The 25,931-nt window shown below is 40.7% G+C and carries 26 protein-coding genes; 1 reads left to right on the top strand and 25 read right to left on the bottom strand.

What is annotated here, in order from left to right; translation table 11 throughout:
* Nucleotides 1-56: 56 nt before the first annotated feature.
* The 3 genes from queA to BUB77_RS18575 all read right to left on the bottom strand — a co-directional run bounded on the left by queA (nt 57) and on the right by BUB77_RS18575 (nt 3,256).
* Nucleotides 57-1,145 (bottom strand): tRNA preQ1(34) S-adenosylmethionine ribosyltransferase-isomerase QueA, encoded by a 1,089-nt coding sequence (queA, locus tag BUB77_RS18585; RefSeq protein WP_073278347.1) that lies wholly within the window; start codon nt 1,143-1,145, stop codon nt 57-59.
* Between the two features lie 15 nt (nt 1,146-1,160).
* Nucleotides 1,161-2,021, bottom strand: coding sequence for a tRNA 2-thiocytidine biosynthesis TtcA family protein (locus BUB77_RS18580; protein ID WP_073278346.1), 861 nt, complete (start codon nt 2,019-2,021; stop codon nt 1,161-1,163).
* A gap of 125 nt (nt 2,022-2,146) precedes the next feature.
* Entirely contained in the window at nt 2,147-3,256 is a 1,110-nt protein-coding gene (locus tag BUB77_RS18575) for a cysteine desulfurase family protein (protein WP_073278345.1), read from the bottom strand.
* A gap of 386 nt (nt 3,257-3,642) precedes the next feature.
* Between BUB77_RS18575 and BUB77_RS18570 the strand changes: the two genes are divergently transcribed.
* Complete coding sequence (locus tag BUB77_RS18570) at nt 3,643-3,957, top strand: hypothetical protein (protein WP_073278344.1); 315 nt, start codon at nt 3,643-3,645, stop codon at nt 3,955-3,957.
* A gap of 35 nt (nt 3,958-3,992) precedes the next feature.
* On the opposite strand, the gene BUB77_RS18565 is transcribed toward BUB77_RS18570, so the two are convergent.
* The 22 genes from BUB77_RS18565 to BUB77_RS18460 form a co-directional block, all read right to left on the bottom strand.
* A complete protein-coding gene (locus tag BUB77_RS18565) occupies nt 3,993-4,745 on the bottom strand; it encodes a hypothetical protein (protein ID WP_073278343.1) in 753 nt (250 codons plus the stop codon).
* Nucleotides 4,746-4,758: 13 nt separating this feature from the next.
* A complete protein-coding gene (locus tag BUB77_RS18560; protein ID WP_073278342.1) occupies nt 4,759-5,448 on the bottom strand; it encodes an ABC transporter ATP-binding protein in 690 nt (229 codons plus the stop codon).
* A gap of 14 nt (nt 5,449-5,462) precedes the next feature.
* Nucleotides 5,463-5,843: a GntR family transcriptional regulator gene (locus tag BUB77_RS18555; protein ID WP_073278341.1), complete on the bottom strand. Its 381-nt coding sequence runs from the start codon at nt 5,841-5,843 to the stop codon at nt 5,463-5,465.
* A gap of 237 nt (nt 5,844-6,080) precedes the next feature.
* Nucleotides 6,081-6,620 carry a transcriptional repressor gene (locus tag BUB77_RS18550; protein WP_073278340.1) on the bottom strand — a complete coding sequence of 180 codons (540 nt, stop codon included), beginning with the start codon at nt 6,618-6,620 and terminating at the stop codon, nt 6,081-6,083.
* Between the two features lie 123 nt (nt 6,621-6,743).
* On the bottom strand, nt 6,744-6,890 hold the full coding sequence (locus BUB77_RS18545; protein ID WP_073278339.1) for a FeoB-associated Cys-rich membrane protein: 147 nt from the start codon (nt 6,888-6,890) through the stop codon (nt 6,744-6,746).
* A gap of 71 nt (nt 6,891-6,961) precedes the next feature.
* Nucleotides 6,962-9,118, bottom strand: a complete 2,157-nt coding sequence (gene feoB, locus BUB77_RS18540) for a ferrous iron transport protein B (RefSeq protein ID WP_073278338.1) — start codon at nt 9,116-9,118, stop codon at nt 6,962-6,964.
* A gap of 190 nt (nt 9,119-9,308) precedes the next feature.
* Nucleotides 9,309-9,533 (bottom strand): FeoA family protein, encoded by a 225-nt coding sequence (locus tag BUB77_RS18535; RefSeq protein ID WP_073278337.1) that lies wholly within the window; start codon nt 9,531-9,533, stop codon nt 9,309-9,311.
* A gap of 12 nt (nt 9,534-9,545) precedes the next feature.
* Nucleotides 9,546-9,758, bottom strand: a complete 213-nt coding sequence (locus BUB77_RS18530; protein WP_073278403.1) for a FeoA family protein — start codon at nt 9,756-9,758, stop codon at nt 9,546-9,548.
* A gap of 130 nt (nt 9,759-9,888) precedes the next feature.
* Nucleotides 9,889-11,214 carry an ATP-binding protein gene (locus BUB77_RS18525; RefSeq protein ID WP_073278336.1) on the bottom strand — a complete coding sequence of 442 codons (1,326 nt, stop codon included), beginning with the start codon at nt 11,212-11,214 and terminating at the stop codon, nt 9,889-9,891.
* Between the two features lie 111 nt (nt 11,215-11,325).
* The gene (locus tag BUB77_RS18520) at nt 11,326-13,494 is read right to left on the bottom strand and encodes a methyl-accepting chemotaxis protein (protein ID WP_073278335.1); all 2,169 of its coding nucleotides are present in this window, start codon (nt 13,492-13,494) and stop codon (nt 11,326-11,328) included.
* Nucleotides 13,495-13,632: 138 nt separating this feature from the next.
* Nucleotides 13,633-15,393, bottom strand: coding sequence for an arginine--tRNA ligase (gene argS, locus BUB77_RS18515; protein ID WP_073278334.1), 1,761 nt, complete (start codon nt 15,391-15,393; stop codon nt 13,633-13,635).
* A 134-nt stretch (nt 15,394-15,527) separates the two neighbouring features.
* Entirely contained in the window at nt 15,528-15,722 is a 195-nt protein-coding gene (locus BUB77_RS18510; RefSeq protein WP_073278333.1) for a PspC domain-containing protein, read from the bottom strand.
* Between the two features lie 145 nt (nt 15,723-15,867).
* Complete coding sequence (locus BUB77_RS18505; RefSeq protein ID WP_073278332.1) at nt 15,868-16,899, bottom strand: DUF4097 family beta strand repeat-containing protein; 1,032 nt, start codon at nt 16,897-16,899, stop codon at nt 15,868-15,870.
* A complete protein-coding gene (locus BUB77_RS18500; RefSeq protein WP_073278331.1) occupies nt 16,896-17,711 on the bottom strand; it encodes a DUF1700 domain-containing protein in 816 nt (271 codons plus the stop codon). The genes BUB77_RS18505 and BUB77_RS18500 overlap by 4 nt, the downstream gene beginning before the upstream one ends.
* Nucleotides 17,708-18,031 carry a PadR family transcriptional regulator gene (locus tag BUB77_RS18495; RefSeq protein ID WP_073278330.1) on the bottom strand — a complete coding sequence of 108 codons (324 nt, stop codon included), beginning with the start codon at nt 18,029-18,031 and terminating at the stop codon, nt 17,708-17,710. Before BUB77_RS18495 ends, BUB77_RS18500 begins: the two co-directional genes overlap by 4 nt.
* Nucleotides 18,032-18,444: 413 nt before the next feature.
* Nucleotides 18,445-19,317 (bottom strand): L-serine ammonia-lyase, iron-sulfur-dependent, subunit alpha, encoded by an 873-nt coding sequence (gene sdaAA / locus BUB77_RS18490; RefSeq protein ID WP_073278329.1) that lies wholly within the window; start codon nt 19,315-19,317, stop codon nt 18,445-18,447.
* 53 nt (nt 19,318-19,370) lie between these two features.
* Nucleotides 19,371-20,051, bottom strand: coding sequence for an L-serine ammonia-lyase, iron-sulfur-dependent subunit beta (sdaAB, locus tag BUB77_RS18485; RefSeq protein WP_073278328.1), 681 nt, complete (start codon nt 20,049-20,051; stop codon nt 19,371-19,373).
* 199 nt (nt 20,052-20,250) lie between these two features.
* A complete protein-coding gene (locus BUB77_RS18480; protein WP_139241237.1) occupies nt 20,251-22,278 on the bottom strand; it encodes an ABC transporter permease in 2,028 nt (675 codons plus the stop codon).
* The gene (locus BUB77_RS18475; protein WP_073278326.1) at nt 22,271-23,038 is read right to left on the bottom strand and encodes an ABC transporter ATP-binding protein; all 768 of its coding nucleotides are present in this window, start codon (nt 23,036-23,038) and stop codon (nt 22,271-22,273) included. Before BUB77_RS18475 ends, BUB77_RS18480 begins: the two co-directional genes overlap by 8 nt.
* 315 nt (nt 23,039-23,353) lie before the next feature.
* The gene (locus tag BUB77_RS18470) at nt 23,354-24,337 is read right to left on the bottom strand and encodes a sensor histidine kinase (RefSeq protein WP_084124446.1); all 984 of its coding nucleotides are present in this window, start codon (nt 24,335-24,337) and stop codon (nt 23,354-23,356) included.
* Entirely contained in the window at nt 24,318-25,004 is a 687-nt protein-coding gene (locus BUB77_RS18465; protein ID WP_073278325.1) for a response regulator transcription factor, read from the bottom strand. Before BUB77_RS18465 ends, BUB77_RS18470 begins: the two co-directional genes overlap by 20 nt.
* 11 nt (nt 25,005-25,015) lie before the next feature.
* On the bottom strand, nt 25,016-25,876 hold the full coding sequence (locus tag BUB77_RS18460) for a hypothetical protein (RefSeq protein WP_073278324.1): 861 nt from the start codon (nt 25,874-25,876) through the stop codon (nt 25,016-25,018).
* Nucleotides 25,877-25,931: the final 55 nt, after the last annotated feature.

Genomic DNA, 25,931 nt, shown 5'->3' with positions numbered 1-25,931 from the left:
ATATTTCCTGGGTTCTCTTCTATCTCATTTTTCAGTTTTCCAGTCACACTGAGAATTTACTTGTTTTTGCTTACATTTGCAACATTTTGTGTCGTTATCAACATGGCATCCCCAAAGCTAAAGAAACGGTAGCGCTCCTTAACTGCTTCTTCATAAGCTGCCATAATATTATCTCTTCCTGCCAAAGCGGAAACCAGCATCATAAGGGTGGATTCCGGCAGATGGAAATTCGTTATAAGCGCATCTAATACCTTAAACTTATAGCCGGGATAGATAAAGATAGAGGTATCTCCGCTGCCGGGATGCACTATTCCTGATTCATCCGCTGCGGATTCCACTGTTCGGCAGCTTGTAGTTCCGACACAGACAACTCTTCCGCCCTTTTTCCTGGTATCATTGATAACAGCCGCAGCTTCGCCGGAAACCTGATAGAATTCCGTATGCATGTGGTGTTCCAGTACATTTTCCACCTTTACCGGGCGGAAGGTGCCAAGTCCCACATGCAGGGTTACATTCACAATAGGTATTCCCATTGCTTCTATTTCCGCTAACAGCTCCTTTGTAAAATGAAGGCCTGCCGTAGGCGCTGCCGCGGAGCCTTCCTCCTTGGCATATACTGTCTGATACCTGTTCTTGTCTGCAAGCTCATGGGTAATATAAGGAGGCAGTGGCATCTCACCAAGCTGGTCCAGTATTTCTTCAAAAATCCCTTTGTAAGAAAACTGCACCAAACGGTTGCCGTCCTCCAGCTGATCGATTATTTCTGCTGTCAGCAAACCGTTGCCAAAGCTTATCCTGGTTCCGGTCCGGGCCTTCTTTCCCGGTTTTACAAGAGTCTCCCAGATGTCATTTTCTCTGCGCTTAAGGAGTAAAAGCTCTATCCTGGCTCCGTGGACTCCCTTTTCTTTATCCTGGCTGTCCTCATGGATTTTCTCCCCGAGAAGCCTTGCCGGGATAACCTTTGTATTATTTACCACCAGGCAGTCTCCGGGCTTAAGGTATTCCGTTATCTGCCTGAATATTTTATGTGTTACAGCACCGGTTTCCTTATCCAGTACCATAAGCCTGGAGCTGGAACGGTCTTCTAACGGGTCCTGTGCGATTAATTCCTCCGGTAAATCATAATAAAAATCCTGTGTTTTCAATGTTCTCCTCCTGCTTTATTCCTCTTCAGCCATTACCTCAACCGGCAGCTCACTGTCATAATCATCCAGAAAGCTATGGGAAACCTGATGCTTCTGGTAGCCAATCATGGTATCAAGGTTTACATTATGAATACTTCTAAAGATATTCATATCTATTACACTGCTTGTCTGACGGAATTTCTTGACCAGCTCTTTCATTTCCTGACGCTTAGAGCCCATGCCGTTATCTCCCAGCATGCAGTTTTCTGTCAGCCTGCAGGCACACTGGATAAAGGTTAAGTTATTGTATTTCTTCCAGGCCAGGATATCGGCTTCCTTGACCATGTAAAGAGGCCGTATAAGCTCCATTCCTTCATAATTGGTACTGTGGAGCTTTGGCATCATTCCCTTCATCTGCCCGCTGTATAACATGCTCATAAGTACAGTCTCTATAACATCATCAAAATGGTGGCCAAGAGCTATTTTATTACAGCCTAACTCCTGTGCATGCTTATACAGATACCCACGCCTCATCTTAGCACACAGATAACAGGGGGAATCCGGCACAGAGGCTACCACTTCAAATATATTACTGTTAAATACCTCTATAGGTATATTCAGATACTCTGCATTATCTAAAATAATCTGCTTGTTATAGGGATTATACCCCGGGTCCATTACCATAAATACCAGGTCAAAATGGACTTTTCCATGCTTTTTCAGCTCCTGCATGCATTTAGCTAAAAGCATGGAATCCTTTCCACCGGAAATACATACCGCAATCTTATCCCCTTCTTTAATCAGCTGGTAATCATTCACTGCCGTTATAAATTTACGCCATATTTCCTTGCGGAATCTCTTTAATATACTTCTTTCAATTTCAATATATTTTTCCATACGTACCTCATTTCTGCTTTATATAAATCCAGTTTTTTATGCCTGCACTTTCCATACATATGCTCACTCATAATGCTGACATAAAGCAAGAGCTCATGACCTTCAATATAACATCTGCCATTTACTTACCCCAATCCTTTCAGAAAAACCTCCAGGAACCGTTCAATCTCTTCATTGGTCGTCAGGTGGCTTAAGCTGATACGCAGAGTAGCTAGAGCAAGCTTTTTATCCTTCGTCATGGCATAGACCGGCTTTGAGACCGTATTAACTGCACAGCAGGCAGATTTCGTTGCCACACAGATTCCCTCCTCGTCAAGGGCTGCCTGCAGGGCATTGGTGTTAACACCCTTCAGGCTTAGGTTAATGATAAAGGGGGAGCCATCTTCCGGTGTGTTAATAATAATATTTTTATTCTCTTTTAATACCTTTCGCAGCTGCAGGTTCTTTTCCTTTACCCCTTCATAAAACTCATTAAGATGTCCTGTTGTATATGCCAGAGCCTTTTCCAATGATACGCAAAGGGCAAGGGCCGGAGTACCGCTTCGAAAGCTTGTGGTGCTAAGCCCTCCGTGTATCAGAGGCTCCAGCATTATCTGCTCTTTTTTTAACAGTGCACCGCTTCCGGTTATTCCATATATCTTATGTCCTGATAACGTCAGCAAATCCATGTTATGAAAGGCAACGGGTATCTTGCCTACTGCCTGGGTGGCATCCACATGTAAAAAGCAATGGGGCTTTGTCTTAACCAGCTCATATATTTTGTCAATAGGCTGGATGACTCCGATTTCACTGTCAACATAGGCAATGGACACCAAAATGGTATCCTCCCGTAACAGCTCCTTTAAATGCTCCAGATCGATACTGCCATCTCTTCCGATATTGACAAAATCCACCTCATAGCCTTCGTTTTTCAGTGCCGCAACGGGACCTGTGACAGATGCATGCTCCAAAAAGGAGGTAATAATGTGCTTTCCATATCTTTGATAGCTTTTTGCTATGCCTTTTATCGCTAAATTATTGGATTCACTGGCACCGGAGGTATAAATAATCTCCTCTGCTTTGGCAGAGAGCATTGCTGCTATATTCCCTGTTGCCTCATCCAATCGTTTCTTTGCCAAAACACCTGGCGTATGGGGAGAGTTGGGATTGCCTGGGAATCCTTCTGCCGCTTCTACAAAGGACTTTAATACCTCATCACATACCGGTGTATGTGCCGCATAATCTAAATATATCATCTAAATAACCATACCTTTCTCAAAACCTGCAAACTTTTGTCCGCTGGCACATTCTTGAGTGTAAAAATTGTTCTTTAAACTTCCATCTTACAGAAGCTAGTGAATTCGGGTATTTCTATAAATCAGCCGTTAAGCTTTTCAATCTTCTGCATTCATAACGTACGAAACTTATCATACTGATAACAGCTGATTTTGTCAATCCCATTACCTATAAATCCTATCATCTTTCTTTCTTCGATTTTCCTGCATTTTCATTTGACAATATATTCAATTGTTCTTCCTATTTTATTTTTTATTTATCATATTTTACAAAAAGTTCATAAATCTATTGCATTATTTTGAAAAGCATAGTATATTATGAAGAAAAAAGGAGAAAGGGTGTTAATATGAATTTTATGGATAATCTTAGTGTGTCCGATGGTTATAAGGATGAGGCTGATTTAATGAAAGAAGTCATCTTTAAATTATGTATTGGTGATATTCCTTTCACTTCCACTGCTAAACCTATTACTTTAGATTACAAAAACAGAGAGGTCATTCTACTATCTAAGGGAGAGTTGTTAGGCAGTATACCTTTCGAGATTATATACTTTGACATAAAAAGAAAACAGTTGGAAGTAAAGGATTATGCGGAAGCGATTTTAAAGCTTATTGAAGAGGAAATCGGTAAATTACCCTTTGGAGATGTTGTTACAATATAAAAAAATCCCCTTAAGGGGATTTTTTTTATGTCCGTTTATACACTGACCTTTTTATCTAACATCCATGCTGTTGCCAGATAAGTGACGGCAGTCATAACCGCATAGAACACGATACTTAACAGCAGGACATCGCCTTCACTCCGGGATAAATTTGGAATACCGGTAATTAAATCTGTAAGCTTAGCAATTACAAACTCCAGTAATATGAATATTAAAAAGCTTATAAATCCCTTTCCTTTCTTATCTGCCAGGAAAGTTGTGCTAAGGGTAATGGAAAAATAAGCAAGTGTTATCGTACTGATCCAGGAAATTAACAGTGTCAGAATCACCAGGACTACTAATTTACTGTCAATATCGATATTGTACTGCATACTGAAAAAATGACGTATCAAATCTCTTATTTCTTTGATGGAGGAATATCTTGCCAATAATGCTGCCCCATCCACTGCAAATATTAATGCAAATCCCAAGCCTGCTAGTATTATCTGTAATCCGGAGCTTATAACCTTGGCTCCTACGATGCTATAGGTGCTTCTTGGTGTCAGAAAGAGCATGTAGCTTTGCTTTTGCTTCAGATCGTTATGATAAGTAATAATGGATTCAAAAGCAATAAAGAACATTGCTCCCATGGTAAACATACTAAGCAGTCCAATGGCAAGCCCCATGGTATTCTGATGATCCAGGATTAAGCCGGTAAAAAATATCAGCTCACCCAGCATTGCAACAATTAAAATAATCAGCTTGGAAAAAGCCTGCTTTCTCAATTCATATTTCATTAACTTCAACATTTCATACCCCTCCCTATGCGTAAATCTCTTTGTATAATTCCACCATGGATTTGTTATGGCTTTCTCTAAGCTGCTCTGCTGAGCCTTCCAGAACAATTCCACCTTTTTTAACAAAAACAGCATTATCTACTACTTTTTCAAGCTCATCTACCAGATGGCTGGAGATTATAATTGTATTTTCATCTCCTGCAGTTTCCAGTATTGTTGTCATTACTCTTTCTCTTGAAATAATATCGATTCCGTTCAAAGGTTCATCCAGCATATAAAGCTCTGACTTGCGTGCCAATGTAGCAGCTATTTTTAGCTTTGCAGCAAGGCCGGAGGACAATGCCTTTGCATGATCTCTCTTATTTAATTCCATTCTTTCAAGCAGTACATCATATCTTTTCATATCAAAATCTTCAAAGAAATCCTGATAATATTTCCCCACATCATCAATGGTCATATAATTGTAGAAAAAGGGCTCTGTTGACATATAGGCAACTCTTTTCTTTGATTCCACACCGATGGGGTTTCCGCAAAAGGTTATGCTTCCGCTGTTGGGTTTTACCAATCCGGCAGCTATCTTCATGAAAGTAGTCTTACCACTCCCATTTGGTCCCAAGAGAGCGTATATCTTCCCTCTTTCAATATTCAAAGTCAGATTATCTACAGCTGTCTTTGACATATACTTTTTTACCAGTCCGTTACATTCCAATAACATAGTAGTCCCTCCTATTATTTAACATTTTCTGTTATATCAAATTTTTGATACTTCTCTTCCAGCATTGAAAATATTTCATCCTTCTGCAGCCCCAAGTTGGACATTCCTGAAATAAACTGTTCCAGCAGGTCATTTGCCATGTCTTTTCTTATATTACATATTCTTTCCTTATCTTCGGTTACAAAAGTACCCAGTCCTCTTTTGGTAAAGCATATCTCCTGAGCCTCCAGCTCACGGTATATGCGGCTTGCCGTATTGGGATTGATCTTATACATTAATGCCAGATCCCTTCCTGAAATCATCTTATCTCCCAAAGCAAGTTTTCCTGTTACAATATCTTTTTTGATATCATGTATAACCTGAATATAAATTGGGATATTATTATCAAATTCCATATATACCTCTCTTCTCTCTTTACCCTACTTTTGGCTTTTATTAAGAATAGTAAATCATAAAACACTCCCTTTGTTTTATTGTTTGTTATGTTACTAGTGAACTATATACATAGTACGCTGTAATTATCTTTGTGTCAAGTACTTTTATAAAAAAATAAAATAAAAAAAGCTGCCTGTAACAGCTTTTCTTATTTTATTTAACTGCATATTTAACGCCTGCTTTACTCAAATTTGAAATCAGGCCAATTTATCTCGTTTTTTACAGTGATACTTACAGGCAGTATTGGAACAGCTGCATGAATCAAATAACTCATCCTCACAATACTCTTCCTCGTTTTTCCGGTTTTTAATCAATACCGTAATATTCTCTATATCATCAATCCCCTGTGCGGCTAAGGTCCTCTGTAATTCCGTAAACCATAGCCCTTTTTTTACTTTAACGGTTTTATCCGACTTTTCATCTATGAAAAGCACCTGCTCTTCTTCCAGATTCAAATTTATATAGTCTATCTGGTAGAGATTCTTTCTATTAATAACTCCCAAATCTTCCAGTGTCTTGACCATTCTGTAGACCGTGGCAATTCCAACGGTAGGATCTTTCTTTACTGCTTTATAATATATTTCCTTGCAGCTGGAACATTCATCCTCTAAAATAACATCAATTAATAACCGTCTTTGCTCCGTAATACGGAACTTTTTCCTTCTAAGCTGGTCGATAATGAGTTCTTTTTTATGAAATTTAGCTAAGACTGTATCTTTCTCAGTTGTCGTATTCATAAGTACTCCTCCATTCCTGCACATGTTTTAGGACCAGTCGGCTGCTGCATTTTTCATCAATAACAATCAGCAAAAGGCCTCTGCCAATATTTCATTGGTAAAAGGCCAATTGCTTAAATACGTTTATTTCTTACAGGAATCAGCTGCCTTGCTGCAGCCGGAGCAGCCGCACCCACAGCTGGTGCCTTCTTTTTTTGACTTTATGGTCTTATAGGCGGAGAACCCTATACCGCCAAACACGATAATACCAACGATTATATTTGCTATCATACAAACCTCTTTTCCGGATACCGGAAGTAAACCGGTAACCTAAAACAATAACAATAAGCTACAAACTATTCTTAGACAGTCTTGCCTGCATTTACAGCTGATTTTGTTTTTATATTTTTATCTTTTGCCTCACTGGGCCTGCGTACCAGAAGATAAACCAGTAATAAGATTAAAAGGAGTCCTACTGCTGTTCCTGCATGAAATCCTTTGCCGGAAATCAAGCTTCCTACCTGGAATACGGCTGTTGCTACAGCATAAGCAAATAGTGTCTGATATCCCACGGAGAAAAGTGTCCATTTTGCAGAGCCCATTTCACTTCTTACCGCACCGATAGCAGCAAAGCAGGGAGCGCAAAGGAGGTTGAAAATCAGGAAGCTGTAAGCGGAAAGCTGTGAAAATTCACCCTGAAGGCTCTTCCAGAAGGCACCGCCATTCTCTCCCGCATCGGCAAAGCCATAGAGAATACCAAAGGTACCAACTACATTTTCCTTAGCAATTAATCCTGTTACTGTTGCTACTGCAGCTTTCCAGTTGCCCCATCCCATAGGAATAAAGATAGGTGCTATTACCTTTCCGATGGTTGCCAGAATGGATGATTCCGTATCTACCATTTGTAATTTCCAGTTAAAGGTGCCTAAGAACCAAACCAGAACCGTTGCAAGAAGGATAATTGTAGAAGCCTTTTTAATAAAAGCTTTGGAACGGTCCCAAACATGGATCAATATGCTCTTAAGTCCAGGAATATGATAGGAAGGTAATTCCATAATAAAAGGTGAAGGATCACCGGAAAACATTCTTGTTTTCTTTAATAAAATACCGGATACAATAATCGCTGCCATACCCACAAAGTATGCGGAAGGAGCTATAAGGGAGGAGCCAGGGAACAAAGCACCTGCTATCAGCGCAATAATAGGAAGCTTTGCACTGCAGGGAATAAAGGTTGTTGTAATAATAGTCATTCTCCGGTCATGCTCGTTCTCAATGGTACGAGTCGCCATGATTCCCGGAACACCGCATCCTGTTCCGATAAGGATGGGAATAAAGGATTTACCGGATAACCCGAATTTACGGAATATACGGTCCATAATAAAGGCAATTCTCGCCATATAGCCGCAATCTTCCAGGAAAGCCAGGCAAAGGAACAGTACCATCATCTGAGGCAGGAAGCCAAGAACAGCGCCTACACCGGCTATAATACCATCTAAAATAAGAGAATTCAGCCAGGCAGCAGTTCCGATGTTATCTAGGAAGCCTCCTACGGCAGGAGGTATGATTTCGCCGAACAATACATCATTGACCCAATCGGTTGCAATACTTCCTATGGTGGAAATGGAAATATAATAAACGAGAAACATAACAACAGCAAAAATCGGAAGTGCAAGCCATCTGTTGGTAACTATGGCATCAATTTTATCAGTCGCGCTCTTTTGCGTCCTGTTCTTCTTATGCACTGCCTGCTTCATTATTTTGCTTATGTAATTGTATCTCTCATTGGTTATGATGCTTTCTCCGTCGTCCTGCAGGCTGTCTTCGCATTCCTTCACAATGTCCGTTACCGCTTTCAGCGTTCCGCCATCCAGTGAAAGCTCCTCCATAACCTTTTCATCCTGTTCCAAAAGCTTAATGGCAAGCCAGCGTTCATTAAGATTGCCGGTTTTACCTTTGACTGTATTTTCAATCTTGGTCAGAGCATCTTCTACTCCCGTGCCAAAAGTATGCTTCGGTGCTGCCGCTTTTTTTGCATTCGCCAGCTCAACGGCTTTTTGAGCCACTTCCTTGGAGCCAATTCCTTTTAATGCAGAAGTCTCAACAATTTCACATCCCAGCAGCTCTTTCAGCTTCTGTATATCTATGGTATCCCCGTTCTTGCGGACCACATCAATCATATTAAGAGCCATTACCACAGGTATTCCAAGCTCCAGAAGCTGTGTGCTCAGATAAAGATTTCTCTCGATGTTTGAAGCATCTATAATATTAATAATGGCATCCGGCTTTTCGTTAATCAGATAGCCTCTGGCAACCACTTCTTCCAGTGTATAGGGAGAAAGGGAATAGATACCAGGCAGATCCTGAATGATAACTTCCTTCTGCCCCTTCAGAATACCTTCCTTCTTTTCTACCGTAACACCGGGCCAGTTGCCAACATATTGGGTACTGCCAGTCAAATCATTGAACATGGTAGTTTTACCACTGTTGGGATTACCCGCTAAAGCAATTTTAACTTTCATTTTCAATATCCTCCCATGATGAAGCCTTTATCCTATACTAATCCTCCATGCTGCCAACGCGCCGCAAATATGGGCGCCAGCACATATTTGTGTATGAATTATGCTTCTCAATAATTCATACTAGCTCCCATTGCATGCCGCATCTGCTTGCAGATGTGGCACTGCCATAAATCAGGGTGTGAAATGTCTTTTATTTCACACTAACTTCTATTTGTGCTGCCTCATCTTTTCTTAGGCTTAATTCATATCCTCTTATATTAATTTCTATTGGATCTCCCAAGGGTGCGACCTTTACTACCTTTATAGCGACACCCCGTGTAATACCCATATCCATAATTCTGCGTTTTAACGGCCCTTTCTCTCCGATACTGACTACAGTACCGGCCTGACCCGGTTTTAAGTCTCTTAAAGTCATCCTGTCCCCCTCCTATGCCACCATAATTTTAGATGCCAGATTTTTATTAATTGCAATTCTGACACCTTTCACCATAATAATAAAACCGCTGTCATTCTCTGACAACAATTTAACACTTTCGCCCTTTATAAATCCCAAATCCTGCAAATGACGTCTCACATCATCTTTGCCTGTAAAATCTACTATTACTTTTGTTTCACCTATTCCGGCAAATGCTAGTGACATATTCAACACTCCTTTATTCATTATGAAAACCATTATCATTTGTATAGTATTATATGCCCATTGCAGGAACTTGTCAACGATACATTGCATCCAATTGAAAATAAATATCATTATTCATTAAAAAGTTCCATTATTCTCTCATTCCAAGCAGGTAATTTATAAATTGCTGAGCAGTTCTTCCTGAACGGCCTCCATGGCTCATTTCCCAAATGTTCGCTTCCCTTAAGAGCTCTTCCTCTGTCAGTCCGATGCCCTCTTCCTTACCGGCCAGCCCCTTTACAATCTCATAGAATTCTTTCTGGGCAGGTGCGGAGTAATTGATCGTAATGCCGAAACGTGCCACCAGTGACAGCTTTTCCTGCATTGTATCACTTCTGTGAAGCTCATCCTTTGAAATATCGGAGCGGTCGCTCCAGGTCTCCCTGATGAGATGCCTTCTGTTAGAAGTAGCATAAATCAGTACGTTATCAGGCTTTGTCTCCAGACCGCCTTCAATGACAGCTTTCAGATATTTATATTCAATTTCGAATTCTTCAAAGGACAGATCATCCATATATATAATAAATTTATAGTTTCTGTTTTTAACTGCTGCAATAATACTTGACAGATATTTGAACTGATGCTTGTAAATCTCAATAATACGAAGTCCTGACTGGTAATATTCATTTAGTATAGCCTTGACACTGGAGGACTTTCCTGTTCCGCTGTCTCCGTAAAGAAGGCAGTTATTTGCCTTTTTGCCGTTAACAAAGGCCTCCGTATTCTCAATGAGCTTCTTTTTTTGCAGCTCATAACCAATTAAGTCTGAAAGCAGAATATCCTCCGTATTTAGAATGGGCACAAGCTCAACTCCGCTATTCTCCTCCTGTAAACGGAAGGCTTTGTTTAACCCGAACATGCCCACACCGAAATCAAGGTAAAAGGAGGTTATAATTTTAAGGAGTTCCTCCTCCGTAACAGCCTTTGCAATCTGTTCCGAAAGCAGTCTTATTTTATTACTTACGCTCTTATTATAGCGTTTCTCGCTTTTTTCAACTGCCTTATAATGTGTTATCGTAGAAAAGCAGTTAAGCCCCAGCCTTTCTTCAATCCTGCCAAAATCATAGTCAAATAATTCCTTAAATATTTTCAGGTCGGAGCCTGCAAAGGTATTTACAGTGCCCACCAGCATGCCCTTTTTTTCACAGCTGATGCTAAAGGGATTTTCACTTGAGGCAAGAAGAAACGCAAGATAGTTCTGCCAGAGATTATTATCAAAGCCATATTCGGTTGCCAGCACCAAAAGTTTATTTATCTGTTCATAAATATCCGTGATATATTTTTCTTTTGCCGCACCTTCCGGTATCAGAACGGGATACTCCTCCTCAAGATTTCTTATAATGTCAGAAAGTGCATACAGGATATCACTTTCCTTTGCATTTCTGTAAATAACAAGCTTTGCCGTATATTGATACATTCTTTTATCCTCCTTGAGATATGAAATCCACTATTGACAAATCAGGGCTGCCGCAAATTGCCATGCAACAGCCCCATCTAATATGTTATTATAATCAATTTTCTTTCATTTTTAAATACGAAACTGATTAATTGCCTCCTTTAGTTCCATGGAATTTCCTGCCAGTATCCTGGAAGCCTCTTCTAATGCCTCCACCGAAGTATTTTGTAGCCTGACTGTATCCTCCACCATTTCAGAAGCTGCCAGTGTCTGCTGTGATATGGCAGAAATGCTCTCGACAGCACTAAGTGTCCCTGCCCTGGCCTCATCCATATTCACTATATTCTGCCCGATCACAGAGAGGCTGGAGGTAAGCTTCTTTATACCGTCTCCCATATTCCGGAAGGTATCAATGGTATTGTCGACTATGCCATTCTGCCTGTTTACAATCTGCTCCGCATCCTTGGCAATATTTACGGTATCGGAGGTCTGCTTTATGATTTCCTCGATTACCTTATTGATCTCCCCCGCTGCCGTAATGGATTGTTCGGCAAGCTTTTTTATTTCCTCTGCAACAACGGAGAAGCCTCTTCCGGCATCACCTGCCCTTGCCGCTTCAATGGAAGCATTTAAGGCCAGAAGGTTCGTCTGGTCCGCTATTTCATTGATTACCTGTATGATTCTGCCGATGGAATGGGATTTGCTTTCCAAGGCCATAATATTATCAACAACATTTTTGGTAATATCATTGGTTGCTTCCGATTGCTTTGAAAGCTCTCCCATCGTACCGATTCCCTGGGCTATCATATTTCCGGTATCTCCGGCTATCCTTTCAATATCCTTGACGCTGCCGTTCACCGTTTTAATCTTTTCGGACAGCTCATCCATTTGGGAAAGACAATTCTGGGAATCCTGTGCCTGGCCGGATATTCCATGTCCAATTTCACCTATGGAAGTGGATATCTCACTGCTTGCCAGGGAGATATCTTCCGATGACTTTAATACATTATCCGCCGACTGTGCAACAAGTCCGCTGACGCCGGCAGCCTTTTGTATCAGTTTTTTCATATTCTCTATCATTTCCATGGTATTTCCCGCCAGAATGATGAATTCATCCTTATGCTTATGCTCCATGGAGGCTGTAAAATCTCCCTCTGCTAATTTCTTCAGAGTTCCGTTAATATGCTTTAGGCTTCTTGCAATCCCCTCCGAGAGATAGATTCCTATCATAACAGCTATCAAACTGGCAACGACGACTATCCAGCTGGTAATGCGTTTGATGCTTTCAGCCTGTTCCATAAAGCTTGATTTAGGAATTAAGGTACATAAGATAATGCCCGTATCCGATATCTTATCGAACTGGAAAAGATATTCCTTACCGTCATAGCTGACATATTTCTGTCCCTTTGCCGCCGAACCCTCCAGGGCATTTTTATAATAATCCTCCGTTGTAAAATGGAACTGTTCCTTTCTGTCCCCCACACTGATATCCTTACCTGCAGCTTTCTTTTGGGAGGCTTCTTTTGCCAGGATTTCTTTTCCGTCGGAAGTAATCACAGCGACAATACTGTTTTTTCCAAAATCCAAATCTTCCAGGAATTTATTAATTGCATTTTTATCTATGTCAACAATTACCGCTCCGGTATCCGTCTGGAATTTCTGAACCAGGGAAAAGGCATATTCGTCTGCATTTGTTCCAAGCTTCTGATCAATCAAAGGATGGCTTCCGACCCAGAAATTTTTGCTCTTTGAGTTGTTAAGTTTATCAAAACCGGTATCCTTTTTTAAATCACTGTAAAAACCGTCCACGGACCTGTTACCGCTGGTAACAATAGGTATCCCCGTTTTCGTAATAATATGGATATCCTCGATCATGCTTTCTGCTTCTGCTTTTTTTGTAAGCTCCATGCCAAGGGTCTGAACATAGGATTTTCTCATGACATCGTCATTATACTTTAAATTCTGGACATAATAATATACATCCGTATCCTTGGTATACAGGGTTGCTATGGATTCCACTCCGCTGAATCCGAAATCCAGATACTTTGAAGCCATATTCATTGTGTTTTCAGTGGATTTTTCATAGTTTGACACCAGACCTTTATAAGCCTTGAAATAGGACAGGCTGCCAAGTGCAATTATGAATAAAATCGGAATGGCATAGCCAACTATTAATTTAAACCGTATTCCAAACATCCTCTTTTCGGCTTTGCCTGTATCATCGGATTTTCTCTTTCCTTTTCTGTTCTTTTCTTTCACAATCTCTTTCTTTTTGCTGCGCTTCACCAGTTTTTTTTCCATAAGCTGTTTCTCCTTTGTACGGATTGCATTGCTTTTAACTAAAAAAAGTGTCGAAGGCGCACCCCAACCTGGAGCTGCGCCTTCGACACAAAAGCATTGTACAACGTTTATTTTTAAAATGCAAGATTTTTTTTATATTTACATTCTTTCAGGAGCTTCAAAGCCCAGAAGGTATATTCCGGTTTCAAGAATTTCCTTTACCAGAGTAATAAGAGCTACCCAGGATTTCTGTTTTTCCTTATCTTCTTCCGTCAATATCTTATTTTCATGGTAAAAGCTGTTAAAAGCATTGGCTAATCCATAGAGATACTGGCAGATTTTATGAGGAGCATATTCATTTCCTGCCGCTTCTGCCACTTCATTGAATTTGGCAGCCTCCAGCATCAGGCCTATTTCAGACGGTGTCTTTCCGGGCTGCAGTGCATCTGCCGCAATTCTTTCACTTCCGTACTTTTGTATAATAGATTTGATGCGGACAATGGTATAAAGCAGATAAGGTCCTGTATTTCCTTCAAAGGAAATAAAACGCTCCAAATCAAAGACATAATCCTTGGAGGCCTGGTTTGACAAATCACCGTATTTTAATGCGGCAAGTCCTACCTTCCTTGCTATCTCTTCTGCTTCTTTTCTTTCCATTTCCCGGTTTTCAAGCATCTTATCAAGAACAGCACTGCTGATATTCTGAATCAGGTTTTCAAGACGCATGACCCCGCCGTCTCTTGTTTTAAAGGGCTTGCCGTCCTTTCCGTTCATCGTGCCAAAGCCGAGAAAGGTAAGCTTGGTCTTTTCCGGAACTAATACGGTTTTCTTGGCGCAGCGGAATACTGTCTCAAAATAGAGTTCCTGTCTCTTATCTACCACATAGAGAATTTCGTCGGGGTTAAACAGCTCCATTCTTTCTACCATAGTAGCGAGGTCCGTGGTATTATAAAGGGTGCCGCCGTCAGACTTTAAAATCATGCAGGGAGGCATTTCCTTTGTATCGGTTTCTTCCTTCACATCCACAACGAGAGCACCTTCACTGATTCTCGCATAATTATGCTCTTTCAGGTATTCCACCATGCCGGGTATATAGCCCTGGGCATCGCTTTCCTTCTTCCAAAGGTCAAAATCCACCAACAGATTGTCGTAATTCTTCTTTAAATCTTCAATGGAAACGTTTAATATATGCTGCCATAAGGCACGGTAGCCGGGGTTTCCGTTCTGAAGCTCTACGGTCGCTGCCTTGGCTGCTTCCCTGAACTCCTCGTTCTCCTTGGAATATGCACTGGCAGCAGGATATATCTGCTCTAATTCGCTTATTGTAAAAGGAGCTTCACTGGGATACTCTCCTTTATAATCTTCCTTAAAATATACCAGGTCAGGCTGGTCCATTTTAAGCTTCATGAGAATTAAGCCAATCTGTAATCCCCAGTCACCCAAATGAACATCTCCGATAACATTATGACCTAGGAAACGGTCAATCCTTTTAATGCTTTCGCCGATAATTGCCGGCCTTAAGTGACCGACATGGAGGGGCTTTGCTACATTGGCACCGCCGTAATCTATTACAACGGTCTTAGGTTCTTTCGTTTTCTCACAACCAAATTGATTCTCTCTGGAAAGTTGTTTCACATAACCGGTTATAAATTCACTCTTTAATACGATATTAAGAAAGCCTGGTGCAACGGCTTCAATTTTCTCAAAGCTTTCGCTGCTGCTTAAAATCTGTGCAACCTCTCCCGCAATGACAAGGGGAGCTTTTTTATAAGCCTTTGCTGCTGCTAGGGCACCGTTACATTGATATTGACATAAATCAGGCCGGTTGGAGAGTGTGACAATGCCATATTTTTTCTCATAGCCCTTTGCCTCAAATGCCTCCATTACTTCCTTCCCAAGGATATCAATTATTTTTTGCATTTTTTGTCCTCCGTTAAAGCTTTACATATTTCTAGGCAAGCCTATAGCTTGCCTAGGGGTTTTAAACTACTTTATCATAATTGACCCTTTCTGTAAATAACCAAAACCAAAATGATATTCACAGATATATGACTTTAATACTCTTCATTCGGTATAATGATTGCAGCTATCAGATATATCCAGAAGCCTGCTGATGCACCAAAAAATGCAAGAAGTACAGTCACAAGTCTTACTATGGTCGGATCGATGTCAAAGTATTCCGCAACACCACCGCATACACCAGCTATCATTCTGTTTCTTCTTGAACGGTATAATTTTTTATTTTCCATATTATCTCCCTTTCCTGGATATCAAATCTTTGATTTGATTATTTTCTGCTGCTCTGTCATTATTCTGAAATATTACCGGACAGCAGCTCTCTTTTTATTTTAATTTTTATAAAGCTTTACTATGATGATATCATTTCTTAACCCTTTAATCAATATTCATTGAAATGCTTCCAATATCACAATTTAAGACCATATTATTCGGTGCGGAATTTTTCTGTACAATATGCTTGTTGATTCCGCTGTATTTTGTTCCGTTAAGTGTCAGGGAGCCAAGATTACAGTCAATTGTATAATTGTAATCCTTCTCTTTTCCATCAAGCCTCAGATTGATGGAACCAACAGAGGTCCTGATATCGCTGTCACCGGTGATGCTGCCCTTTATATCAATTGCTCCAGCCGTACAGCTTATTGTGCTATTGTGGATTGTTCCATCCTCTATGTCGATTTTTCCTGCTGCACAGGTCATGGTTCCATCATTTATAATAGCATTATTAATTTTTAACATTCCTGCATCTACCTGATAGGAAGAGCGGTCTTTTACATTAAGTTCCTCTATGCTGCAGGTTCCGGCTCCTACTGAAATACTGCCGGAATTAGCAGACAAGCTCTCTGCCGTGATTGTACCGGCACCAACTGAAAGTGATATCTTATCCGCTGTAAAATTCTTAGGTATCGTTATATATACTTCCGTTAAATCCTTTCTATGAGCTGTATTGTCCAAATTAATATCAACTCCAAATATAGTAATATTGTTTTCTCCGCCGGAATTTTTCTCCCTGATGGATTTCTCTTTTAACGTCCATACGCCATCCGTAACCTCACTGCTTATTCTTTTACCGCCTTCTTCGTTGACTTTGAGGGTGAATTCCTTTCCCTCTTCTATATGGAGCTTTCCTGCAAACATGCTGAAATCCAGACTTTTAATCTTCTCATAGGTGAGCACATAGGAGTCATCACTGACGGCACTGGCCTCGTCTGTATCCTCAGCATTTGCCGTATCTTCCCTGCCGCTTTCAACTCCATTCCACAGCCTCCAGCCATCTCCGATATCGTAGTCTACATTATGCCACTTTGTAAATACCCCGTTATCCATACTGAACGCAATCACAACTAATAGAATTCCTACTGCAATAGCACCGCCTGCTAAGCGGAGCAGATTTTTTAGAAATGCTCTCATGCATAAGCCCTCCTTCTTTGAAATATTTTCCCAAGGATTTGTTTTGACCAGCCAATAACTGCCGGCATTGCTTTACCTGCTATCCAAACAGCGGCTATTGTAAAGAGAATGCCCAATCCAAGTACTATAAAACCGCCGCCTATCACACTGAGTCCCAGGGCTGGTGTTACGGAAAGCTGAATAATTCCGATAACAGCAAGGGCTATGCCGGCAAACACCAGGGAAACTGCCACTGCCGCAAAGGAAATCCAAACCGCCGCTACTGTAACGACTGCTGCAAACAAAAGACTTAACACTGTAATGACTAAAGGCAGTACAACTGGCAGGGCAAATATGATTAACAGTATAAAGAGAAAGGTATTCATCGGTCTCTTTTTCGGTTTTCTCTCCTCCGGTGCATAACTGCTGTCCTTTCTCTCCTCCTCTTTATAGGTACTGTTATTTCTCTCAGCTTCCCTATTGTTATTATCATTTCTCTCCTGCCCGGAAAATGCATTCCTGCTGCTTCTATCCCGATTCTCTTCCCCTGTAAAATGCCTTTCAAAAGAAGGCAGGTTCGCCTTTTCCTTATAACCCTCATGGTATCCGTCTTCTGCAAAATACCCGGTGTCCGTACTGCCGTATTCCAGGGATTTTTTAATGCTTTCAGCGACCTCTTCCGGTGAGCCTAATTCCTTTATAACCTCATCTTCCTTGTCTTTTCCTGCTTCTTCAAAATAATTCTCATAAAATTCAATCGCCTCTTTTCTTTCTTCTTCCGATATGCTGAACAACAGGCGTTCAAGCTCCTGCATAAATTCCGTTCTTGTCATAAAACCTCCACCCCCACAAAAATGTTATTGATTTTCGCCGAATAACTCTTCCATTCTTTTAAATAAAGTCTCAGCTGGGCCTTTCCTTTATCCGTAATCTTATAATATCTTCTATTTCTGCCGTCAAAGGCCAGGTCATAGACCTCCAGGCAATCCTCCTTCTGGAGGCGCCTTAGCACCGGATACAGAGTTGATTCCGATATATCAATAACCTGCCGTATGTCCTGGGTTATTTTATAGCCATAAGTACCTTCCTTATCCTTGGATACAATACCAAGCACAATTGCATCCAGTAGTGCAGCTCCTGTATTAAATACCATGGTAACTTCTTCCTTTCCGCTCTATTTACACACTAACATTCATGCCTTCCCAGTACGCCGCAAGGCATTTGAAAAATACAATGCATTTTTCATGTTATCGCTTATAACTCCATCTTGGCTTTTATACTCTATATTGTAAAATATATTATATTATTAACCTATACAATATTATATGACGTATAATATTGTTTGATAAATAAAATATACGCATTTTCCTTTTGAAAGTCAAGTTAAAATTGTAATCCTAATCTTTTTTTAATCCGGTTCTTATTTTTCAATATTTTAAAATTCACTCAAAAAAAAGATACAAGTGAGCCTTCTCCTGGAAAAGTTATTTCTCTGCCAAGGGCCAAAAGCTTTCTTGTATCTTATAAATCTTATTTCAAATTATCTAAATATCATTGAGCTAAAACCTAATTACACAAACCGCACAAGGAGCAGGCACTGGGAGCGGCAGCCATTCCTCCGAGCGCCGTTTCTCTCAGCTCTCCCGGCAGTGCTTTGCCAACACGGTACATAACATCTACTGCTTCATCAAAGGGTACGACATTACGAATACCGCTTAAGGCTATCTCCGCACAAATCATTGCATTGGATACTCCAATTGCATTCCTTTGCTGACAGGGCGCCTCCACCAGTCCTCCAATGGGATCACACACCAGTCCCAGCAGATTGGAGATTGCACTGGTTGCCGCCTGAAGACAGGCTTCCTGGCTTCCGCCCAGCAATTCCGTCACCGCAGCGGCAGCCATGGCAGCGGCACTTCCTACTTCTGCCTGACAGCCGCCCTCTGCTCCCGCTATTGTTGCATTGAATGTTATAAGATAGCCAATAGCACCTGCCGTAAACAACGCCATTACCATCTGCTCATCTGTAAAGCCGTATTCCTCCTGAAGAGCTAAAAAAGTACCTGGTATAACCCCGGAAGAGCCTGCGGTGGGAGCTGCTACAATCAGACCCATGGAACTGTTGACCTCCAGGACCCCCATGGCATAGGAAATGGCCTTTGAAACTAATTGTCCGCAGGCAGAAGCTTCTCCCGACAGCCTTCTGCCGGTCAGCTTTACAGCTTCTCCTCCGATTAGGCCACCCATGGATTTTAAATTTCCCTTTAAGGCATCCCTTGCGGAATTCTTCATAATATTCCAGGAATGGCTCATTTTATTAAAGATCTCTTCCCGCCCCAGCTGGCTTATCTCCATTTCCCGGAGCAGCATGGCTTCCGATATGGGAAGGTCATTATCCTTACATAGCTGAAGCAGTGTCTTACCTGTTTTAAATTCCATCGTTTCTTCTGTCTCCTGTATTATGTTCACAGGCTGAAAGCCTGTTGGATTCTTTACATCTTCTCTATCAGAAAAGCCTGATAAACACTGGGAAGCTCCTCAATTTTTTCAATTACCGCGCCTTCTATGGTATCATCAGCTTCAATGATGGAATAGGCTACCGCACCCTTATTTTCACGGTATAATTTCATAAAAGCAATGTTGATGGAAAACTCACTTAAAATATGGGTTATGCCTGCCACCACGCCGGTTAAATCCCTGTGCTTTATCACAACCGTATGGTAATCCCCGGATAAATCAATGTCCACACCGTCAATTTTCTTAATCTCTGCTCTCCCGCCGCCTACGGAGATACCGGTGACTGTAGTCTCCTCACCGTCCTCATCGGTAATGAAGATATCTACCGTATTGGGATGGACACCTTTTTCTTCCCTGTTAATCCGGAACTCGTAGGAAAGCCCCTCTTCCCTTGCATACCGGAAGGATTCCTTAATTCTTTTGTCTTCCGTATCATATCCCATAATACCGGCAACCAATGCCCTGTCCGTGCCATGGCCCTGGTATGTCATGGCAAAGGAACCGTACAGAATAAAAGTCACATGCTTTATGGGCTTCTTTACCATGTTGGCAGCCAGTCTTGCAATACGCAAGGCCCCTGCTGTATGGGAGCTGGAGGGGCCTATCATATTCGGCCCTATAATATCAAAAACACTTATTTCCTTCGATGAATACATACTGAACCTTTCCTGCCTTTTGTAATCACTTATCTATGACTCCGGTAACAGAATGTGCCCCTGAATCATAGTTCTATCTTACAGATTTCAACTGCAAGATTACAGGATAAAGTATAACACAAAATACCAGAAAATAATACTGCCGTCCTATGTAAATAAGCCCTGAATTCTTAAAAAACGAAAGAATTCAGGGCTTTTTTTAATTAAATTTGATGATTTTATAATAAATCTTTGCAGTAAGCCGAAAAACAATTATATAAACTAATGTAAATACCAAACAGGAAATAAGAATACACCAGGTTGTAAGTGATACATTCGTTAATGAAAATGCTTCCAGCATTTTTAATATCATATGCTTAGCAGCCATGACATGGAGGATGGCCGCTGCAAGGGGTAAAAAGAATACCAGCAAAATCTGCCTGTTGATTGTCTTTTTAACCTCCGTATCCTCCATACCAACCTTTTGAAGAATAACATACCTGCCTCTGTCATCGTAGCCTTCCGATACCTGCTTAAAGTATATAATAAGTACGGTAGCTGCCGCAAACATGATGGTAAAGAATATGCCTAAAAACAGCAGGCCTCCATAAATGCTGTATCCATCCAGCCGGTTTATATAGATGGACTTGATGCTTGTTGAATAAGCATCTCCCTTGGAATTCCCGGCAGCAAACTGTGCTATTGCGGCTTTTGTAGTTTGGCAGAAATCCAAAAGCTTATCTTCATTCCCCTCCATGTTGACAATAAACCGGCTGGCATAGACATTATCCACTGGATTGGAAAACATTTGCCCGACCAGCTTTGTTCCGCTCTTTTCTTCTGCTGTTACAATGAATATATCATCGACCTTTGCATTTTTTCCCTGGAGAAATTTTGAATCAGTTATGATATCCTTGACAGTGAAATCATCACCAAGCTTATTTCCCTGAAGCTTTTTGGCCGTCTTATCATCCGCCAGTAAGATGACTTCATTTTCTTTCAGGGTCTTCTTATCGCCGGTAACTGCTGTATAATCTGATAAGGGCAGGATTTGAATATTCTGAGTAAAACCGTATATGTCAATACCTGAACCGCCTTTATCCAGTTCCTTGCTTCCATAGGTCAAAAGCTTTCCATTGATTAAAAATACCATGGAAGAAAAGGAATGATAGCTGTACATATCCTCAATTGCTACAGAATTCTTTTTAGCTTCTTCTTTTATTTGATCCGTTACTTTGTTGACCTGCTCCTGGCTCAGGAACTCCTGCAGTGCAATTTCTACATCATTTGGATTCATTGAACGGATAATGTCTTCCTGTCCGAGATAAAGAGCTCCGCAGGTGGATACCGTAACCAGCACCATGGTAGAGAGGATACAGATGGTTGCTAACCCTGCCGCATTCTGCTTCATACGTTGAAACATACCGGAAATCGCTATGAAATTATTTGCCTTATAGTAGAACTTTTTCCTTGCCTTGAGCCTTTTCAGTACAAACTGGCTTCCGGCTTGAAATAACAGATAGGTTGCCGCTATTACGAGCAGTACTGCCAGAAAAAATTTGGATATGGCAGCGACACCGCTTGTCACGGTATTGGCCATGTAATAGGCAGTAATAAGCAGTATAACACCTGCTATTGTCTTTATAAGGATAAAGCGGACTTTCTTCTCCCCCATATGCTCCCCCTTCAGAAGGTCTATGGGATTTGCAAGCCTTACCTGTATAAAGTTAAACGCAGTGTTGATTAGAAATACTACCGCAAACAGCACCGCTGTGAAGACAAATGCCTGCCAGGGTATGGAAAACCTGCTGTCCGGTGATACTCTTAAGGTGTGGAGCAATAAGAGGAAAATCAGATTTCCGAATACGCAGCCTGATAATAGACCAAAGACCAAAGACAGTATGCTCAAAATAAGGTTCTCATCAAAGATAATCCTGCCTACATGGCGTTTTTCCAGTCCCAGAATTCCATATAGTCCAAATTCCTTTTTTCTTCTTTTTATCAGAAAGCTGTTGATATAGACCAGAAAAATAACCGTCAAAAGGCTCATAACAATCATACCAAAGGTAAACAACGCCTGAAGGGTACCTCCTGACGGGACGTTTTTTAACCCGTCCGTAGTCATTAAGGTTATTACCATAAAGTAAATAGCTGCAAATATAATATAAGATATGGCATAGGGCACATACATCCGTATATCCCTTTTTAAATTGGTCGCTGCCATTCGTAAGTAAAAACTCTTAGCCAATGTCAGCACCTCCCTCGGATAATATGGAAAGTGTGGATACAATTTTATCAAAAAATTCTTTCTTGCTATCCTCTCCCTTGTACACCTGGCTGAATAAATCCCCGTCTTTTATAAAGAGTACCCTCTTCGCATAGCTGGCAGCCAGGGTACTGTGGGTAACCATGAGAATAGTCTGTCCGTTCTTATTAAGCTCTTCAAACATGGAAAGTACCAGGGAGGAAGCTTTGGAATCCAGGGCACCGGTAGGCTCATCTGCCAGTATCAGCTTCGGCTCTGTTATAACAGCCCTTGCCATGGCAGTCCTTTGCTTTTCACCGCCGGAAATCTCATAGGGAAACTTCTCCAGCAGTTTTTCAATCCCAAGACGTCTGGCAAGAGGCATGAGCTTCCCCTCCATGACATCAATGGATTCACCTGAAAGCACCAATGGAAGAAGGATATTGTCCTTTACAGAGAAATTATCAAGAAGGTTAAAATCCTGAAATACAAAGCCCAGGTTCGTTCTTCGGAAAGCCGACAGCTCCCTGTCCTTTATAACGGAAAGTCCTCTTCCCTCCAAAAAGACCTCTCCGGAGGACGCTTTATCCAAAGAAGCAATTATATTTAACAGTGTGGTCTTTCCGGAACCGGAGGCCCCCATAATCGCCACAAATTCGCCCTTTCCCACATCAAAGGAAACATTGTGGAGGGCTTGTACCTGCTGCCCGCCAAGTCTGGTATTATATACCTTTTTTAAATTCTGTACCTGTAATAATTCCATATTATACCTCCATGCATTTCGCAAGTCTACTTGCGAAACTGCCCAAATAGTAAGTGAATTGCTTTAAAATTTCACACTAGCTCCCATTGCATGCCGCATCTGCCTGCAGATGTGGCACTGCCACTAACAGGATGTGAAATGCCTTTTAATTCACACTATCGCATTTATGATTTTATTTCTTTTTGCTTTATCAAGCATACAGAAATTATAAATCAGGGCAATTTTCCGTGCCATCGATTCACATTACAAATTCAAACTCTTTTCTTACAGTTTTGTCACATTAATAACATGACATTCTGACACCAGAATCAAACATTATTCAATCATAATTCTGTCACAGTCCGGAAAGATCATGACGGCCTTTGTTCCCTCCCCGAGCTTTGATTCTATCTCAACCCTGATTGCCAGATTATCCGCCACCTTTTTTACCAGATAAAGACCGATTCCGCTGGCTTTCTTGTCAATCCTTCCATTATAGCCCGTATACCCTTTCTCGAATATCCTCTCCTTATCCTCTTCCTTGATGCCGATTCCTGTATCCTCGATAATAAGGATATTTTTTTTGTAACGGATTTTAATTCCGCCTTCGTTTGTATACTTTATAGCATTGGACAGCAGCTGCTCAACAAGAAAGGAAAGCCATTTACTATCCGTCTTCACATACATCGTTGCAGGCTCAATAGAGACCGAAAGCTTTTTATTGATAAAAAGAGAAGCATACTTCTTCACACTTGCCTTCACAATATCCGAGACTTCATATTCCCTGATGACAAGATCCGATGAAAGATTTTTTATCTTAATATAATGCAGAGCCATTTCCACATACTGCTCAATCTTAAACAGCTCGCCTTCAATCACCCGGCTCTCCTGGGTCTTTTGATTCTTGAGGGAAAGCTCCATGGCAGATATGGGAGTTTTAATCTGATGCATCCACATAGTGTAGTATTCCATTTGCTCCTGATGTTCCTTCTCCATATAAGCAAAGTTCTTCTTCATTTCAAGATAAAGTCCCAAAATCATTTTCTGGTAATCCTTCTCCAGAGAATTATCTGCTTCCGGGAGGTCCCTGGGTTCAGTGGAAAGCTCTTCCAGTAACAATGCCATCCTCTTTTTCTTCCTGGAAAAGGCTATAAAATCCACGGCCAGATAGAGGAAGCACAAAAAGGTCAGTATGATACAGGAATACAGGATGGATGCCATTGGCTGCCTGTACAGATAATGTATTAACGGGAAAAAAGCCCACACCAGAAACAAAATAAAAATAGCCGCCCGGCGGTAGCTAAAGTATTCCTTCATCATGAATCAGATACCCCATGCCTTTCTTCGTCTGTATAAATTCCTTCAGTCCCATATCCTCCAGCTTCTTGCGAAGGCGGTTGACATTAACGGTTAAGGTATTATCATCCACAAAGCATTCGCTGTCCCACAGGGCTTCCATGATTTCTTCCCTCAGTACAACTCTGTTTTTATTTTCCATCAGCAGCTTCAGTATCTTAAACTCATTTTTCGTAAGCTCTATTTCCTTTCCTGCTGCCTTTAAGCTGGTATCTAAAAGGTCTAAAGAGGCTCCCCGTACCTCGAGAGTTCTGCTTTCTACATAATAATCATAGGTTCTTCTAAGAAGTGCCTGTATCTTAACAATTAATACATCCATGGAAAAGGGTTTTGTAATATAATCATCCCCGCCCATGTTCATTGCCATTACCAAATCCAGATTCTCTGTATGGGAGGTCAGAAAGATAATAGGGACCTTTGAATTCTTCCTAATCTCACTGCACCAATAAAATCCATTATAAAAGGGCAGAGAAATATCCAAAAGCACCAAGTGGGGCTTCTTATCCAAGACCTCCTCTGCCACCCTGTTAAAATCCTTCACTCCCTCTGCTTGAAATCCCCATTTCATAAGATTTTCCTTTAGCAAAGAGGCTATTGTGTTATCGTCCTCTACAATCAGTATATTATACATACGCTTGTCCTTTATTCAAATTTATCAGTTACATCCATAACAATCCAGGTGTGAATCCGAGGGATGCTATTATAAGTATTGCTATTATTATCATCTCTAAAATTCAGATTCTTAAATTCATTTAATAATTTTGATTCAATAGCGTCTGTCCTTTCAACCAGGGCACTATGTAATACTGCATTTAAAGGCTCACCTATCTGCAGTGATACTAATGCATCTCCAAATTTTTCAATACTGGAAAGTCCTTCATAATATTTAATTCCATCTGCATTAACAAGCATGCTATCTTTTTTTCCATTAAATTCTATGTATACATCCCTGTTTTTAGCGCTTGCCGTCATTTTAGCGGGATACGATATTTTAGTGTTTTGCGAAGCATACAATGCCATATCATAAGATTTCTTTCCGTCCTGAAAAAACACTCCATAATTCGAGATTGAGGGACATTTTGCTTTCAAAAGAATATCATAATTATTACTATTGTATTCAAAGCTCCTTTTTTTAGCCAATAATTCCCATTGAAATATAGAAGCTTTAAATGCATCGTTTTTATGTATTCGCTTTATAATTTCAGCATTTTTATTTTGGAGGAAAAAAAACCTGCCTTCGGGCTTGGGATTTCTTTTATAAACTAAGAAGGCCATATCCGATAACTCACAGGATTTTTTAATAGGCAGTTTAGTAAACATTTTTGATTTAAAAGTCACCTGAAACCTTTGTCCATGTATTAATTCTATTTGGCAGCTGCACCCATTTCTATTTGGCATTAATAATAATGAATCCTGTAATTTAGTATACAGTTCGCATTCATATAAATCTTTTCCAGCAGCAAGATATTTAAACATATCACCAAGTTCTTTACCAAAAGCCATACAGTTCTTCTCCTTGTATATTGTCTTATATTCTATTTACTAATCACAATTAACT

The organism is Anaerocolumna jejuensis DSM 15929 (assembly GCF_900142215.1).
In the GTDB taxonomy this organism is placed as follows: domain Bacteria; phylum Bacillota; class Clostridia; order Lachnospirales; family Lachnospiraceae; genus Anaerocolumna; species Anaerocolumna jejuensis.
Note: the sequence above shows the minus strand (reverse complement) of the source record. Positions and strands in the feature narration are given on the sequence as shown.